This window comes from Streptomyces sp. NPDC056480 (assembly GCF_042795405.1).
Taxonomy (GTDB): Bacteria; Actinomycetota; Actinomycetes; order Streptomycetales; family Streptomycetaceae; genus Streptomyces.
The window spans coordinates 33,567-48,876 of the sequence record NZ_JBHTSA010000035.1; the positions used below are offsets into that span (position 1 = coordinate 33,567).

The window sequence follows — 15,310 nt, forward strand, 5'->3', positions numbered from 1 at the left end:
GCAGGCGCCCCGCCTTCGGGCAGGCGCACGGCCCACGGCCGGCGCCCCGCACCCTCGGTGCGTCCGGCCGCACCGCAGCGCCCTCCCTCCCCACCTCCCCACAGCCACGAGGTACGCGATCATGCGACGCACTCCCTCGGGGACGTTCACGGTGCTCACCGCACTCTGTGCCGTCCTCTTCTCCCTCCTCGGCTCGCTCCTCGGCCCGGTCGGTACGGCCCGGGCCGCCACGGCGACCGTCACCAACGCCACGCAGTTCACCGACCCCGCGGGCAACCCCGTGCACGCCCACGGCGGCGGGGTCGTCAAGGCGGGCTCGTACTACTACTGGTTCGGCGAGAACCGGAACGCCGACAACACCTTCCGGTACGTCTCCGCCTACCGCTCCACCGACCTGAAGACCTGGGAGTTCCGGAACCACGTCCTGACCCAGAGCACCGACCCCGAGCTGCGGTCGGCCAACATCGAGCGCCCCAAGGTCATGTACAACGCGGCCACCGGGCAGTTCGTGATGTGGATGCACAAGGAGAACGCCACGGACTACGGCGAGGCGCGCGCCGCGGTCGCCGTCTCCTCGACCGTCGACGGCGACTACACCTGGCTCGGCAGCTTCCGCCCGCTCGGCCACATGTCCCGTGACATCACGACCTTCGTCGACACCGACGGCGCGGGCTACATGATCTCCGCAGCCAACGAGAACGCCGACCTCCACGTCTACCGGCTGACCGCCGACTACACCGGCATCGCCTCCCAGGTCCAGAAGCTCTGGCCCGGGCAGTGGCGCGAGGCCCCCGCCCTCTTCCAGCGCGACGGCGTCTACTTCCTGCTCACCTCCGGCGCCACCGGCTGGTCCCCGAACCAGCAGAAGTACGGCACCGCGACCAGCGTCACCGGAACCTGGAGCGGCCTGAACGACGTCGGCGACGGGACCGCGTACGGCTCCCAGACCGCGTACGTCCTGCCCGTCCAGGGCGCCGCCGGCACCTCGTACCTCTATCTCGGCGACCGCTGGGGCAACTCCATGGGCGGCAACGTCAACGACTCACAGTACGTCTGGCTGCCGCTCCGCTTCCCCACCAGGACGACCATGACCATGGACTACTTCCCGCAGATCACCGTGGACACGGCGGCCGGCACGGTGAACGGCCTCGGCAGCTGGGAGACCCTCACGGCCGCGCACAGCGGGAAGTGCGCCGATGTCGCCGACCGGTCCACCGCCGACGGCGGCGCCGTCATCCAGTGGACCTGCGGGGGCAACAGCGTCAACCAGCAGTTCTGGCTGCGGAGCGTGGGCGGCGGCCAGGTCCAGATCGTCGCCCGCCACAGCGGCAAGTGCCTCACCGTGAACGGTGGTTCGACCGCCGACGGTGCCGCCGTCGCGCAGTACGCCTGCGACGGGAGGGCCGGGCAGCGGTGGAGCGTGACCCCCGCGAGCGCGGGCGGCGTCCGGCTGTCCGCGGTCCACAGCGGCAGGTGCCTCGACGTCACCAACACGTCCACGGCCGACGGCACCGCGCTCGTCCAGTGGACCTGCAACGGCGGCACCAACCAGCGGTGGAGCCGTACGGCGGCCTGAGCCCGCGACCCGAGCACACCTGTCCGCCCCCGCACGCCGCCCCCGCACGCCGTCCCCGTACGCCCCTCTCCGTACCCCCGTTCCCGCACGCCCGTCCCTGTACCCCCGTTCCCGCACGCCCGTTCCCGCACAGCCGACCCACGCCATCGCACCCCTCAGGGAGTGACCACGTGCAGCCCCCCTCCGTCCGAAGCGCATCCGGGCGCCGCCGGAACACCCGGCTCGGTGCCCTCGCCGCCACCGCCGCGCTCGTCCTGCCCGCCCTCGCCGCCGCCCCGGCGGCCTCCGCGCCGCCCACGGTGGCCGCCGCCCCGGTCGACGCGCTGACCGTCCGGCCCGACCCCGGCTATCAGCAGCCCGCCTTCGAAGGGTGGGGGACCGCTCTCGCCTGGTTCGCGAACGTCACCGGCGGCTGGCCCGACGAGCGGCGCAACGCCCTCGCGGACGCCCTCTACGGCGCGGACGGCCTCGGATTCACCGTCGCCCGCTACAACATCGGCGGCGGCGACAGCCCCGAGACCGCCCCCTACATGCGCGCCGGCGGCGCCGTACCCGGCTACTGGAACCGGCCGGGAGCCGAGTCCCCCGACTGGTGGAATCCGGACGACCCCGCCCACTGGAACGACGCGGCCGACGCCAACCAGCGCTGGTGGCTCTCCGCCGCCAAGGCCCGCGGCGCCGACACCTTCGAGGCCTTCTCCAACTCCGCCCCCTACTTCATGACCCGCAGCGGTCTCGTCTCCGGCGCGACCGACCCCCGGCAGGACAACCTCCGCGCCGACCAGTACGAGCGCTTCGCCGCCTACCTCGCCGGCTCCCTCCGGCGCGCCGAACAGGGCTCGGGCGTCGCCTTCGACTCGATCTCCCCGGTCAACGAGCCGAACACCGACTACTGGCGAGCCGGCGGACGCCAGGAGGGCTCCCACTGGGACCCCGCCTCGCAGGCCCGGATGATCAGCACCCTGCGCGCCACCCTCGACGCCCGGGGCGACACCACCCCGATCGCCGCCATGGACGAGACGAACCCGTCGACGGCCCGCGCGAACTGGGAGCAGTACGCACCCGCCGTCCGCGCCTCCGTGGGCCGGATCAACACCCACACGTACGGGACGGGCGGGCGCACCGGCGTCCGCGACATCGCCAAGGGCGGGGCGACCCCGCTGTGGATGTCGGAGGTGGACCTCGGCGGCAGCGTGCCGCAGAGCTTCACCGACATGAGCCCGGGGCTCGACCTGGCCCGCCGGATCAACGACGACATCAGGGAACTGGAGCCCCGCGCCTGGGTGTTGTGGCAGGCCGTCGAGGACTACGAGAACATGACCCCCGGCCGGGAGAACTCCAACTGGGGCCTCATCCAGACCGACTTCACCCCCGCCGACGCGGCCACCGAACCGCTCCGCAAGAACAAGAAGTACGGGGTGATGGCCCAGTACAGCCGGTTCGTCAGGCCCGGCGCCCGCGTCCTCGCCACCGACGACCCCGACACCCTCGCGGCGGTACGGCCCGGAGGGCGGGGGCTCGTCCTCGTCCACACCAACCAGAGCGGCACGGACCGTCAACTCACCCTCGACCTGGACGGTTTCGGGACCGTCGGCGGGATCGTCGAGCGATACACCACCGACGCGACCCGGGACGTGCAGCGCGGTACGGACCTGGCCACGGCGGGCAGGACGCTGAAGGCCACCGTCGGCGCCGGCTCCGTCACCACCTTCGTCCTGCCGGGCGTCACGGGGGTGAACGCCGCCGCCACCGGCGCGCCCGTCGGCGCGGCCCGGCAGATCCTCAACGACCACAGCGGGATGGCGCTCGCCGTCACCACCGTCGCGGGGCAGGACCTGCCGGTGCAGCGCGCGTCGAACCCGGCGGACGCGGCACAGCAGTGGACCTTCACCAAGCTCTCGGCGACCGACTGGGGCAGCGCGGCCACGTACCGCGTGACCAACGCCAGGACGGGCAGGGCGCTCGCGGTGACGTCCGCGACGCTCGGCTTCGTGGCCCCCGGTACCGGTGCCGAACAGCGGTGGATGCGTTCCACCACGGGCGACGGCCACGCCACGCTGGTCAACAGCGCGTCCGGCCTGCTCCTGGACGTCTTCGGCGCGGCGACGCACGACGGGGCCGAGGCGGGCGTCTACCGGCCGACGACCGGGGCCAACCAGTCCTGGACCTTCCGTCCGGCGGCGTCCGACGCCTGGCGGACCCCGGTGTTCCGGCACAGCTCCAGGTGTCTCGACGTGGTGGGTGCCTCGACGGTCGACGGTGCGTCCGTCGTGCAGTACGGATGCAACGGGGGAGCGAACCAGCAGTGGGCGCTCCGGCCCACCGCGACCGGCTACGTGAGCGTCGTCGCCCGGCACAGCGGCAGGTGCCTGGACGTGAGCGGCGCTTCGACCGCCGAGGGCGCCCAGGTGTTCCAGTACACCTGCAACGGCGGCCGGAACCAGGAGTGGGCGGTACGGCAGACCACCACCGGCCACGTGACCCTCGTGGCCCGGCACAGCGCCAAGTGCCTGGAAGCGGCGGGTGCTTCGACGTCCGACGGGGCGGCCGTGCGCCAGGCCGCCTGCACCGGCGGCACGCACCAGCAGCTGCGGTTCGGCTGACGGACGCGGCGCCGCCGCCGACGCCGAAGGGGCGGCGTCCTCCGACATCCGGTCGGAGGGCGCCGCCCTCGGGCGGTCCGCATCAGAGGCTGCGGGCGGTGATGTCGCCGTAGGAGGTGGTGGCGTGCAGGGTCAGGGCCGGGGTGCCGGTGTTCTGGAGGGCGTTGTGGACGCGGCCGTAGCTGGTGCCGGCGTCGAGCGAGGCGGAGACGCCGCGGGCGGCGCCGACCGCGATGTCGCCCGCGGCGGTGCGCAGGACGACGGTGCCGCCCATGGCCTCGGCGACGCGGAGGTCGCCCTTCTGGGTGCTGATCTCGGCGGAACCGCCCAGGCGGCCGACCGTGATGTCACCGGCGAGCAGGGTGAGGTGCGCGCTCGCGGCCTCGTCGAGCTTGACCGGACCCTGCGCGCTCTCGAAGACGACGTCTCCGAGCCGTCCGACGCCCCGGAGTTCGGCCGCTGCGCTCTTGGCCTCGACGCGGGAGCCGGCCGGGAGCTGGACGGTCACCTCGACCGAACCCGAGTCGCCGAGGATCTTGTTCTTGGCGGGAGCGGCGGTGATCCGAAGGACGCCGTCGGCGAACTCGACCGTGACCTGCTCGGCCGCCTTCACGTCGGCGCTCTTGGCGGCGTTCACGGGGCGGATGTCGACGGTGGCGTCGTCACGGTCGGCGGCGATGAGCTGGACACGGCCGGCGGGGATGTCGAGGACGGCGGCGATGGCGGCGGTGGTGGCGAACTTCTGCATGGTGCTGCTCCTTCATCCTGGTGGACCGCCCGTGCGGTGGCCCGCTGTTTCCGATGAGGGAAAAGCTACGTTGCGTTCATGGGTCTGGCAACACACTCGTTGCGTGAAAGTTCTATCTCTGCAGGTGGAAGGCGGGATTTCATTGCAACGGGCTCCTGCTTAATGCAACAAGCATGTTGCCGTTCGTTGCAATGGATTGACGGTGAACGCTATAGTGGGGCCCCGAGGACCACGAAGGAGGCCCGATGCCGGGAGGCAGGCTCACCCAGCAGGAACGTCAGCAGATCGCGCTGGGACTGGCGGACGGCCTCGCCTACGCCGAGATCGCCAGGCGTCTCGACCGCCCGACCTCGACGGTCACGCGTGAGGTCATGCGCAACGGCGGCCCCACGGCCTACCGCTCCGACCTCGCCCACCGGGCGACCGAGCACCGGGCCCGCCGCAAGCAGGCCACGTCCCGGGACCCGAAGGCGCCCGTGCGGGCCGACGGACGTGACACCGAAGCGGTGCGCGAGTTCGAGGAGGTCTTCACGACCGTCCTCATACAGTCGGGGACGCCCAAGATGATGGCCCGGGTGATGGCCTGTCTCTGTCTCACCGACTCGGGCAGCCTGACCGCGTCCGAGCTCGTCCGGCATCTCCAGGTCAGCCCGGCGTCCATCTCCAAGGCGATCGCGTTCCTCGACAGCCAGGGGCTCGTTCGGCGTGAGCGCGACGAGCGCCGTCGTGAGCGCTATGTCGTCGACGACGACATCTGGTACCAGTCGATGATGGCCAGCGCCCGCGCCGCCCTCCAGATCGTCGAGACCGCACGTCAGGGCGTGGGCGTCCTGGGTTCCGGCACGCCGGCCGGGGCCCGCCTCGAAGGCATCGCACGCTTCCTGGAGTTCGTCTCCGAGAGCACCGCCCGGGCCGCGGAGCAGGCCCGCGGAATCCTCTCCGCGAAGCCCGCTACGACGACGCCGGAGACAGCGGCGCCGGAGACAGCGGCGCCGGAGACGACGACGCCGGAGACGACGACGCCGGATGCGGCGGCGCCGTAGGTAGCGGCGCCGTGGGCCGCGGCGTCCGAGACGGCGACACCTCCGGACGACGCTGCCCGAACGGAGCCCTACTCCTCCGTCGGGCCGAGGTCCGGCGTCGCGCGGAACGCGACCGTGCGCGCCCGGTGGGCGGCGTGGAGTTCGAGGACGACGAGCTCGTTGGCGCCGGGGCGCAGCACCGGCGCGGGGACGTACAGGGAACGCTGCGGACCCCGGGACCAGTAGCGGCCCAGCGGGAAGCCGTTGATCCAGGCGTTGCCCTTGGTCCAGCCGTCCAGATGGAGGAAGGTGTCGGCGGTCTCGTCCACCTCGAAGAGGGCCCGGTGGAAGGCGGGACCGACGGGTGTCGCCGCGGTGGGTGCGAAGGGGATGCCGGTCGGGTCGGCCAGGGGGAGGGGGCGATGGGTCCAGCCGGCGAGTTCGACCCCGTCCAGGAGGACCTTCCCGAGCAGGCCCTTGCGGTCGTGGATGCCCTGCCCGTAGTTCACCCGCCCCTGGTTCTCGACGAGGACGGTGAGGACGCTGCCGGCCCGCGGCACGGTGAACGCCAGTGCGTGCTCGTGCAGTTCGCGCTCCAGGACGCCCACGGGCTGCCCGTCGACGAACACCTGGGCACGGTCGCGGACCTGCTCGATCTCGAGGAGCGCCGGGCCCCTGACGGGCAGCGCCGTCTCGTAGAGGACGAAGCCGAAGTCCTGCTCCAGCTCCTCCATCGTGAGCGGGCGGCGCGACTCCACGGCCGCCGGGGAGAGCGCGGCCGCGTGCGGCAGCAGCTCGGCGCTCTCCGTCAACACGACGGCGGGAAGGGAGAGTCTGGGGCCGGGGGCGGGTACGGGTTCGCTCGGAACCGGGGCGTACTTGGCGATGACGTCACGGAAGGCCGTGTACTTCGCCGTCGGGTCGCCGGCCTCGTCGAGCGGTGAGTCGTAGTCGTAGGACGTGACGGTGGGGCGGTAGGTCCCCTTGTCGTTCGCGCCGTTGGTGAAGCCGAAGTTGGTGCCGCCGTGGAACATGTAGAAGTTGACCGACGCGCCGGTGGCGAGCAGTTCGTCCAGCTCCCGAGCCGCCGTGTCCGGGTCCCTGACCACATGGTGCGCGCCCCAGCGGTCGAACCAGCCGATCCAGAACTCCGATGTCATCAGCGGTCCTTCGGGGCGCTGTGCGCGCAGGGCGGCCAGATGGTGGGCCGAGCGGCTGCCGAAGTTGGCCGTGGCGAGGACTCCGGGCAGCGCGCCGCGCTCCAGGTCCACCGGCTGGTCGCAGGTGAACAGCGGGACGTCGACCCCGCAGCGGCGCAGGGAGTCGGCGAGGTGCTCCAGATAGGCGGTGTCGTCGCCGTACGCCCCGTACTCGTTCTCCACCTGTACCGCGAGGATCGGGCCGCCCTGTGAGGCGAGGTGCGGCCGGAGGGGGGTGAGCAGGCGGCCGAGGTAGTCGTCGACGGCCGCCAGGAAGCGGGGGTCTCGGGAGCGCAGTCGTATGTCCGGCTCGGCGAGCAGCCAGGACGGCAGCCCGCCGCCCTCCCACTCGGCGCAGATGTACGGGCCGGGCCTGAGCAGGACGTGCAGCCCCTCGGCGGCGGCGAGTTCGACGAAGCGCGGCAGGTCGAGGCCGCCGTCGAGGCGGAAGGTGTCGGGGCGTGGCTGGTGGAGGTTCCAGGGGACGTACGTCTCGACGGTGTTGAGCCCCATGAGCCGGGCCTTGCGCAGGCGGTCGGCCCACTGTCCGGGGTGGACCCGGAAGTAGTGCAGCCCGCCGGACAGGAGCCGGAAGGGTCGGCCGTCGAGCAGGAAACCGGCCTTGTCTGTCTGGAGAACGGGCATGGGGTGGCGGCTCCTGTGCTCGGGAATGGCTGCTACGAGTATGTTTACGTAAACATACTCGTAGGGCAAGCCCTTGCGATGCGTCGGCGGCCCGGGAACGGAATTCGTGCCCGGCTCCCGTCGCCGCCCGGTGGCGCCGCGACGGCGAACGCGCGGTCGGCCTCCCCGGCCGGCCGCGCGCGTGACGGTCCTCTTCCAGGTCAGGCCGGTACCGGTACCGACGCGGGCAGCGGCATCGGCGCCGGGCAGGCCCCGATCCAGATGCCGGTCACGGCGCTGACGTACCGGGCGCCGCACCGGTCGGAGGGAACGACGAGCTGGGCGCCGACGTCGTCGAGCTCCTCGTCGTCCATGCGGGTCGCGAGGAGAACGGGAGCGTTGCCGAAGTCGGCGTCGATCTCCGCCCAGGACAGCACCGTGTGGTGGCCGTCGCCCCCGCTCACGGCGAGCAGGAACCGTGAGCGCTCCTTGCGCCGGGCGGGGTCGAAGTCCGGCCGGACACGGCGGAGCACCTCACGGAGCAGCGGTCCTTCGAAGGTGTGGTGCTGGGGGCCGGCGGTGGCGCAGTCGAAGACGACCTCGGCGCGGTGCTGCTCCCAGCCCGTCCGGAGATCGGCGACCGTCAGACGCGTCGGCTCCGCCACCTCCCCCCACAGCGTGAACGCGCCGGACACACCCGTGGGGGCGCCGTGCGCGGTGGGCGGAGCGCTGGGTCGACTCATCGGAATCCCCTTCGGACGGCCGGTACGGGCGACTGCGCCCAGTGATACCCGACCGCCGGATCGAGGAACCGTGCATGCCAGCCGAATCCCACGATTCAGCCGGTGATTGTGAGCTTTCTACGAGTCTCCTGTTCTCATTCTCCGGTCCAAGCTCCACAGGCGGGCGGACGTCCCCGCGCGGTGCCGTCTCCTGCCGCCCCGACGTGCCGAGGGAGGTCGGTCTCGTTACGCTGCGCAAGGAGGGGCCGGGCGGTGCCACCGGCCCGACACCCGGGCCCGACACCCGGGCCCGACACCCGGGCCCGACACCCGGGCCCGACACCCGGGCCCGACACCCGGGCCCGACACCCGGGCCCGACACCCCGGCCCGGCTCGCCGAAGTGGCCGAACGAAGCGAGAAGCCCTGATGACGATCCCCCCGACCCCCATGGACACCGTCACCCTGGAGCGACGCATCGCCGCCCGCCCCGAGACCGTCTTCGGCTTCCTCGCCGACCGGGAGAAGTGGCTGTCGTGGATGGGGGCCGACGGTTCGTTCTCCTTCGAGCCCGGCGGCTCCTACCGCACCCGGGTCACCGGGGACAACGTCGCCTCCGGCCGCTTCATCAGCGTCGACCCGCACCGGCGGATCGTCTTCAGCTGGGGCTGGGAATCCGGCCCCCTGCCCGTCCCGCCGGGCTCCAGCACGATCGAGATCACCCTGGCTCCCACCCAGGAGGGCACCCTTCTCCGCCTGATCCACAGCGGCCTGCCCTCCTCGGAGGCCTGCGAGGCCCACGCGGAGAGCTGGCAGCACTACGTGGACCGGCTCGCGACCCGGGCCGAGGGCGGTGACCCCGGCCCGGACGCCTGGCTCATGGACCATCCGGAGAGCGACCGCAACCCTTCTGAGGGCTGAGGGCTGAGGGCTGAGGGCTGAGGGCTGAGGGCTGAGGGCTGAGGGCTCAGGGATGCGGGGCTGAGAGATGAAGGGCTGAGGTCCGGACGGGGGCGCGGGGTCAGGCTCCCACCGGCACCGGGCCGCGGCCCGGTGCCGCGGTGCCGAGTTCGCGGACCAGCCGGAGACCGAGTCGCAGGTACGCGGCGAGGTCCGCGCGCGGGGCCTTGCGGACGAGCTGGCGGATCGCCTGCATGGCCTCCCAGGCGGAGGTGTGCGCAAGGGATCCGCCCCAGGTCTCCCCGAGACCGTCCGAGAGGTAAGCGCTGAACCCGAGCTGGGGAGCGCCCGCCCGGCGCCGCTCCTCCTCGTGCGCGTCGAGGGCCCGTACGAAGAATCGTTCCGCCTCTACCGGAGGGAGGGCGGACCGGATGATGCGCAGGTACGGCGCGACGAGCGACGCGACCTCGGGGCACTCCCCACCGGGAACGACCTGGTCGTGGGAAACAGGAGCGGCGGTGTGCGCGCGTGTCTGAGTCATGCACCTATCGATACGTCATGTCATCGCAGGAACGTCCGTGGCGCGCCCACGCGCGACACCGGTTCGCCCCACGGAGGCAGGGGAGGCCCGGCACCCGCACAGGTGCCGGGCCTCCGCGCCCGGACGCGGTCCCGAGCGCTGTCAGGCGCTGGTCAGGACGACGAGCTGCCTGGTCGCGCGGGTCATCGCCACATAGCGGTCGACCGCTCCCTCGATGCCCACGCCGTACCTCTCCGGGTCGACGAGGACGACCAGGTCGAACTCCAGGCCCTTCGACAGGCTCGGCGTGAGCGACTGCACGCGGGCCCTCGGCCGGAACCGGGGGTCGCCGATGACGCACGCGGTCCCTTCGGCATGGGCGTCGAGCCACTCGTCGAGGATCGCGTCCAGCTCCGTCACCGAGTCGTGGACGACGGGAACACCGCTGCTGCGGACCGACGTCGGCACGTTCGCGTCCGGCAGCGCCGCACGGATCGCCGGCTCGGCCTCCGCCATGACCTCCTCCGGCGTCCGGTAGTTGATGCTCAGCGACGCCACGGTGATCCGGTCGAGCCCCACCCGCTCAAGCCGCTCCTGCCACGACTCGGTGAAGCCCTGCCGCGCCTGCGCGCGGTCACCGACGATGGTGAAGCTGCGGGACGGGCAGCGGAGCAGCAGCATCTGCCACTCGGCGTCCGTCAGTTCCTGTGCCTCGTCCACCACGATGTGCGCGAACGGGCCGGCCAGCAGGTCGGGCTCGACGCCGGGCAGCGCGGCCTCGTCGACCAGGCTGTCCTTGAGGTCCTGCCCGCGCAGCATCGTCACCGCGCCCTCGCCGTCGACATCGGCGGCGAGGACGTCGGCGATCACATCGGCCATGCGGGCCCGCTCGGCGGCGACCGTGGCCTGCTGCCGGCGCTTCCGCCGTGCCGCCTCCGGGTCGCCGAGCCGCTGCCGCGCCGCGTCCAGGAGCGGCAGATCGGACACCGTCCAGGCCTGCGCGTCCTCCCGCTGGAGCGTCCGGACCTCCTCGCGGTCGAGCCACGGGGCGCACTTCCGCAGGTACGCGGGGACCGACCACAGGTCCCCGACCAGGTCGGTCGCCTCGAGCAGCGGCCATGCGCCGTGGAGGGCCCCGGCCACCTCCTCGTCCTGCCGCAGCGCCCGGCGGAACTCGTCCTCCGGGACCTCGTCGCCGAGCTTGCCCAGGAGGATGGAGCCCAGCTCCTCCCAGATCTGCTCGCGCGCCTCGTTGTGCGGCGTCCCCGCCTCCGGAGCCTCGAACGCCTCGGCCCAGTCGCCGGCGGTCAGCCGGACGTCGGCCCAGTCGGTCGACACCATCATCCCGTGGGTGGGCGGCTCCTCGTAGAACCGGACGGCCGTCTCGATCGCCCGCACCATGCCGGCGGTCGACTTCAGCCGTGCCACCTCGGGGTCCCGCTCGGTCGCCGCCTTGGCGCCCTCGGCGACGAGGTCCCGCACGGTGCAGGTCTGCACGCCCTCCTCGCCGAGGCTGGGGAGGACGTCGGCGACGTACGCCAGGTAGGGCTGGTGCGGGCCGACGAACAGGACGCCGCCGCGACGGTGCCCGAGGCGCGGATCCGCGTACAGCAGGTGCGCGGAGCGGTGCAGCGCGACGACGGTCTTTCCCGTGCCCGGTCCGCCGTCGACGACGAGGGTGCCCCGGGAGCCCGCCCGGATGATCGCGTCCTGGTCGGCCTGGATGGTGGCGAGGACGTCACGCATCCGGGGCGAACGGCTGCCGCCCAGGCTGGCGATGAACGCGGACTGGTCGTCGAGTGCCGCGTGCTCGTCGAGGCCGTCGGCGGTGAACACCTCGTCCCAGTAGTCACTGATCCGGCCGCCGCTCCAGCGGTACCTGCGACGGCTCGTCAGACCCATCGGGCTGGCGTGGGTCGCCGCGAAGAACGGCTCGGCCGCGGGCGAGCGCCAGTCGACGAGAAGACGACGGCCGGTGCTGTCGGTGAGGCCGAGACGCCCGATGTACACGGGCTCCGCTCCGGCGCCGCCGTCCACCCCCTCCGTACCCTCCGTACCCTGCGTACCCTCCGTGCCTTCCGTGTCTTCCGTGCCTTCCGCGGCGACGATGCGCCCGAGGCACAGGTCAAGGCCGAAGCGGCGCAGGGTACGCAGACGCCCGGTCAGCCGGTGGATCTCCGCGTCGCGGTCCATCGCCTCCCGGCCGGCACCGCCGGGGGCCCTGCGCGTGGCGTCCAGCCGGTCGGACAGTTCGGCGATCGTCTCCTCGAGGCACTTCGCGATGGCCGCGAAGTGCCGCTCGTCACCGGCGATCAGAGCCGGGTCGGCCTTGAGGGTGAGGCGGTCGGGAAGGTCGAAGGCACTGGTGCCGCGCGACTGGTCCACCGACGAAAGCACACGCACGGGGTGAGTCTCATTTCTGCAGGTCCGGGGTTGAGGAGAGTGATTCTGCGGTACACCGGGGGCCTTGCCGCAAGCCCCCCTGTGCGCTATAAGTTGTAAGTGGCGAGAGGTGAGTACACCTTCTCGCCCTTCTTTTTCGGCCGGCCCCGCCGCCGGTTTCAGGCACTGCCACCGCTCCCCGGCCCCCGGTGCTGCAATGGCCTCATGGCCGAGACGGTGTCCAGCACAGACGCTCCCGCCCCCATGCCCACCCCCACCCCCGCCCCGGTGTCCGGCACGGACGACGTGACCGACCTGATCGTCGTCGGCGGCGGTCCGGCGGGCTGCGCGGCCGTCCGTACGGCGGCCGGCGTGGGCATGCGCACGATCCTGATCGAGCCGGACGCGCTGTGCCGGACCCTCCACCGGATCCCGGCACTGGACAACGTCCTCGGGGGCTGGACGAGCGGCCCGGAACTCGCCGACTCCATCGCGGCGGAGATCAGGGCCACGGAGCTGTGCCGACTCGAACTGGGCAGTCGTGTCACGGATGTTCACGCCGACGACGACCGGGTCACCGTCACCGTCATCGCCGACATCACTGCCGACGTCACTGCCGACATCACCGCCGACGTCACCGTCGCGCCGGACGCCGGCCGGAGCGCGAAAGTGATCACGGCCCCGTTCGCGGTGATCGCCACCGGCGTGGTCCCGCTCCAGCCCCGCGACGTCGACTGGATCACCGCCCCGCGCGGGCTGAGGCTGCCCACGCTCCGGCAGGCGGACACGGCCGCCGACCTGGCATCCCGGACGATCCTCGTCCTGGGCGGCGACCGGCCGATCGGCACGTTCCTCCGCGCCCACCCGGCCACCGGCACCCGCCTCCTCGTCGCGTACCCCGAGACGGACGCGTACAAGATCGAGGAGATCCGCGACGACCCCCGCGTCACGCTCCTCCCCGTCGAGCACGTGGCGCTCACCCGGCACGGCCCCGAAGGGGCGACGGCGCAGCTGACGTGCCGGGACGGGGAACGGCGTACGGTCACGGCGGACGCCGCGTACGCGAGCATCGGGAGCGCGCCCACCGTCCCGGCCGGCTGCCTCGTCCGCGGCGCGGACGGCTACTGCCGGCCTGCGGACCAGCACCCCCGCGTCCTCGTGGCGGGCGACCTGCGCGCCGCCCGCTACCAGCGGATCATGACCGCCATGGGTTCGGGCGGCGAGGCGGCGCTGCGGGCGTACTACGCGTCCCTGACGCGTGAAGCATGAGGTACGAGCCCTGACGCGGGAGCCCTGACGTCCGAGCCCTGACGTCCGAGCCCTGACGCGGGAGACCCGCGCGAGAGCCCGCGAGAGTCCTAACGCGGGGCGACCCCACCGTCGTAGACGTTGTCCGGCGTGATGACCGCCGTGATCGCCCGGGCGAGCAGAGTGGACGGCTCCTGGCCCCCGACCTGGGAGTCGGTGTTGAGCATGAGGACCATGGTGGCCTTCTGCGAGGGCAGATAGACCGTCACGGTCTCGTAGCCGGGGATGGAGCCGTTGTGCCCGATCCAGCCGTCGGCGTCGAAGATCCCGAGGCCGTAGCTCAGGCCGGGGAAGCCGGTCGGCAGCGTCGCGAGGCGCTGTGCCTGCGTCTCGGGGCTGAGCAGCTCGCCGGTGGCGAGGATCCTGGCCCAGCGGCGCAGGTCGTGCAGGTTGGAGATCATCGCGCCGGCCGCCCAGGCCCAGCTGGGGTTCCAGTCGGTGGCGTCCGCGGTCGTGCCGTCCAGCGTCTGGTCGGTGTAGCCGCGGGCGTGCGGGTCGGGGAACTCGGGGCCCTCGGGGAAGAGCGTGTGCCGCAGGCGGGCCGGGCGGAGCACCCGCCGCTCGATGACGTCCTCGAGCCGCTGACCGGTGACCTTCTCGATGACGAGGCCGAGGAGGACGAGGTTGGTGTTGGAGTACTGGAACTGCGCGCCGGGCTTGAAGGTGTTCTTGTGCTTGAAGCCGTACGCGAGCGACTCCCGCGGGGTGAACGAGCGCTGCGGGTCGCTCAGCAGGTCGTGGACGAAGTCCGCGTCGGCGGTGTACGGGAAGAGGCCGCTGCGCATCTCGGCGAGGTGACGCAGGGTGATCCGGGGGCCGTTGGGGACGCCGCGGACGTACTTGGCGATGGGCTCGTCGAGGCCGATGCGGCCCTCGTCGACGAGCTTGAGCAGCGCGGTGACCGTGAAGGTCTTGGTCTCACTGCCGATCCGGACGAAGGTGTCGGTGAACATCGGCGCGCGGGTGACCTTGTCGGCGACCCCGGATGCGCGGACGTAACTCCCCTTGCCGGGCATCCAGATCCCCACCACGACACCCGGGATGCCGGCCTGCTTGCGGACGTCCGCGATCGTCCTGTCGAGCCGGGCGGTCAGCTCCGGCCCCAGGCCGCCGGGCGGACAGTCGTCGCCGTCCCGGTCGACGACGGCCGCGGCGTGGACGGCCGTGGCGGGGGTCGCCGCCATCGGCGCGAGCACGGAGGCCACGAGGACCGTCGCGGCGAACAATCGGCGATAGGGGGTACGTCGCATGTCGGCAGACCTCTTCCAGGGTCACGGTCAGGGACGGCCACATCACCACCGCCACCCCGCGCGCCGGTCCCGCGCCCCGCCCCACCGCCCGCCAAGTCCACTCGTTCGGCGCCACCGGGTCACCGGGGCGGCCCTGGGGTCCGGGCGGTCGCCGCCACGGCACCGGCCGCGCGTCCCCGGCCGCGCGTCACCGGCCGCGCGTCACCGGCCGCGCGTCCCCGGCGGTGCGTCGGCGGTGCGTCCGGCGGTGCGTCCTACGGCGCGCCCTGTGGTGCGTCCTGTGGTGCGTCCTGCGGCGCCGTCCTTCGCGCCCGGGCGGCACCCACGGAAATGCGCGCGCGGTGGAGGGCGGGCGGCTCGTAGGATCGCCGGCGGACGGGGCTCGTAGCGCAGCGGTCGTCGCGCCTCACTGCTCATGAGGAGGACGCCGGTTCGAATCCGGCCGGCCCCGTCCCCCT

General features: G+C 72.6%; 11 protein-coding genes and 1 tRNA gene. 6 read left to right on the forward strand and 6 right to left on the reverse strand.

Translation table 11 applies throughout. The features are described from left to right. The first annotated feature begins 121 nt into the window (after positions 1–121). Together ACFQ79_RS17820 and ACFQ79_RS17825 are read left to right on the forward strand one after the other, a co-directional pair. Positions 122–1,576 (forward strand): RICIN domain-containing protein, encoded by a 1,455-nt coding sequence (locus ACFQ79_RS17820; RefSeq protein WP_383584346.1) that lies wholly within the window; start codon positions 122–124, stop codon positions 1,574–1,576. Positions 1,577–1,746: 170 nt separating this feature from the next. After that, positions 1,747–4,179 carry an RICIN domain-containing protein gene (locus ACFQ79_RS17825; protein WP_383584349.1) on the forward strand — a complete coding sequence of 811 codons (2,433 nt, stop codon included), beginning with the start codon at positions 1,747–1,749 and terminating at the stop codon, positions 4,177–4,179. Positions 4,180–4,261: 82 nt separating this feature from the next. Here the strand turns inward: ACFQ79_RS17825 and ACFQ79_RS17830 are convergent, their stop codons facing one another. Next, on the reverse strand, positions 4,262–4,927 hold the full coding sequence (locus ACFQ79_RS17830; RefSeq protein WP_383584352.1) for a DUF4097 family beta strand repeat-containing protein: 666 nt from the start codon (positions 4,925–4,927) through the stop codon (positions 4,262–4,264). A 245-nt stretch (positions 4,928–5,172) separates the two neighbouring features. Here ACFQ79_RS17830 and ACFQ79_RS17835 point away from each other — a divergent pair, with 245 nt between their 5' ends. Continuing rightward, complete coding sequence (locus tag ACFQ79_RS17835; protein ID WP_383584355.1) at positions 5,173–5,970, forward strand: helix-turn-helix domain-containing protein; 798 nt, start codon at positions 5,173–5,175, stop codon at positions 5,968–5,970. A gap of 68 nt (positions 5,971–6,038) precedes the next feature. Here ACFQ79_RS17835 and ACFQ79_RS17840 read toward each other — a convergent pair whose 3' ends face one another. Both ACFQ79_RS17840 and ACFQ79_RS17845 read right to left on the reverse strand, forming a co-directional pair. Beyond that, a complete protein-coding gene (locus ACFQ79_RS17840) occupies positions 6,039–7,793 on the reverse strand; it encodes a beta-galactosidase family protein (protein WP_383584358.1) in 1,755 nt (584 codons plus the stop codon). Positions 7,794–7,993: 200 nt separating this feature from the next. Next, positions 7,994–8,515, reverse strand: coding sequence for a molybdopterin-dependent oxidoreductase (locus tag ACFQ79_RS17845; RefSeq protein ID WP_383584360.1), 522 nt, complete (start codon positions 8,513–8,515; stop codon positions 7,994–7,996). A gap of 406 nt (positions 8,516–8,921) precedes the next feature. Between ACFQ79_RS17845 and ACFQ79_RS17850 the strand changes: the two genes are divergently transcribed. Continuing rightward, on the forward strand, positions 8,922–9,413 hold the full coding sequence (locus ACFQ79_RS17850; RefSeq protein WP_383584363.1) for an SRPBCC domain-containing protein: 492 nt from the start codon (positions 8,922–8,924) through the stop codon (positions 9,411–9,413). 100 nt (positions 9,414–9,513) lie between these two features. Here ACFQ79_RS17850 and ACFQ79_RS17855 read toward each other — a convergent pair whose 3' ends face one another. Both ACFQ79_RS17855 and helR read right to left on the reverse strand, forming a co-directional pair. Beyond that, the gene (locus ACFQ79_RS17855; protein ID WP_383584366.1) at positions 9,514–9,933 is read right to left on the reverse strand and encodes a hypothetical protein; all 420 of its coding nucleotides are present in this window, start codon (positions 9,931–9,933) and stop codon (positions 9,514–9,516) included. A gap of 141 nt (positions 9,934–10,074) precedes the next feature. Next, positions 10,075–12,315, reverse strand: a complete 2,241-nt coding sequence (helR, locus tag ACFQ79_RS17860) for an RNA polymerase recycling motor ATPase HelR (protein ID WP_383584369.1) — start codon at positions 12,313–12,315, stop codon at positions 10,075–10,077. 243 nt (positions 12,316–12,558) lie between these two features. Between helR and ACFQ79_RS17865 the strand changes: the two genes are divergently transcribed. After that, a complete protein-coding gene (locus ACFQ79_RS17865) occupies positions 12,559–13,563 on the forward strand; it encodes an FAD-dependent oxidoreductase (protein WP_383584419.1) in 1,005 nt (334 codons plus the stop codon). Positions 13,564–13,652: 89 nt separating this feature from the next. Here the strand turns inward: ACFQ79_RS17865 and ACFQ79_RS17870 are convergent, their stop codons facing one another. Beyond that, the gene (locus ACFQ79_RS17870) at positions 13,653–14,852 is read right to left on the reverse strand and encodes a serine hydrolase domain-containing protein (protein WP_383584371.1); all 1,200 of its coding nucleotides are present in this window, start codon (positions 14,850–14,852) and stop codon (positions 13,653–13,655) included. A gap of 377 nt (positions 14,853–15,229) precedes the next feature. Here ACFQ79_RS17870 and ACFQ79_RS17875 point away from each other — a divergent pair. Continuing rightward, positions 15,230–15,303: transfer RNA gene (locus ACFQ79_RS17875), tRNA-Ser, on the forward strand. The last annotated feature ends 7 nt before the right edge of the window (positions 15,304–15,310 follow it).

Excerpts from the sequence above, each read along its gene's own strand:
- ACFQ79_RS17845 (WP_383584360.1), bottom strand. The coding sequence starts at position 8,515 with ATGAGTCGACCCAGCGCTCCGCCCACCGCGCACGGCGCCCCCACGGGT.
- ACFQ79_RS17865 (WP_383584419.1), top strand. The coding sequence starts at position 12,559 with ATGCCCACCCCCACCCCCGCCCCGGTGTCCGGCACGGACGACGTGACC.
- ACFQ79_RS17840 (WP_383584358.1), bottom strand. The coding sequence starts at position 7,793 with ATGCCCGTTCTCCAGACAGACAAGGCCGGTTTCCTGCTCGACGGCCGA.
- ACFQ79_RS17855 (WP_383584366.1), bottom strand. The coding sequence starts at position 9,933 with ATGACTCAGACACGCGCGCACACCGCCGCTCCTGTTTCCCACGACCAG.
- ACFQ79_RS17835 (WP_383584355.1), top strand. The coding sequence starts at position 5,173 with ATGCCGGGAGGCAGGCTCACCCAGCAGGAACGTCAGCAGATCGCGCTG.
- ACFQ79_RS17820 (WP_383584346.1), top strand. The coding sequence starts at position 122 with ATGCGACGCACTCCCTCGGGGACGTTCACGGTGCTCACCGCACTCTGT.
- ACFQ79_RS17850 (WP_383584363.1), top strand. The coding sequence starts at position 8,922 with ATGACGATCCCCCCGACCCCCATGGACACCGTCACCCTGGAGCGACGC.
- ACFQ79_RS17830 (WP_383584352.1), bottom strand. The coding sequence starts at position 4,927 with ATGCAGAAGTTCGCCACCACCGCCGCCATCGCCGCCGTCCTCGACATC.
- ACFQ79_RS17870 (WP_383584371.1), bottom strand. The coding sequence starts at position 14,852 with ATGCGACGTACCCCCTATCGCCGATTGTTCGCCGCGACGGTCCTCGTG.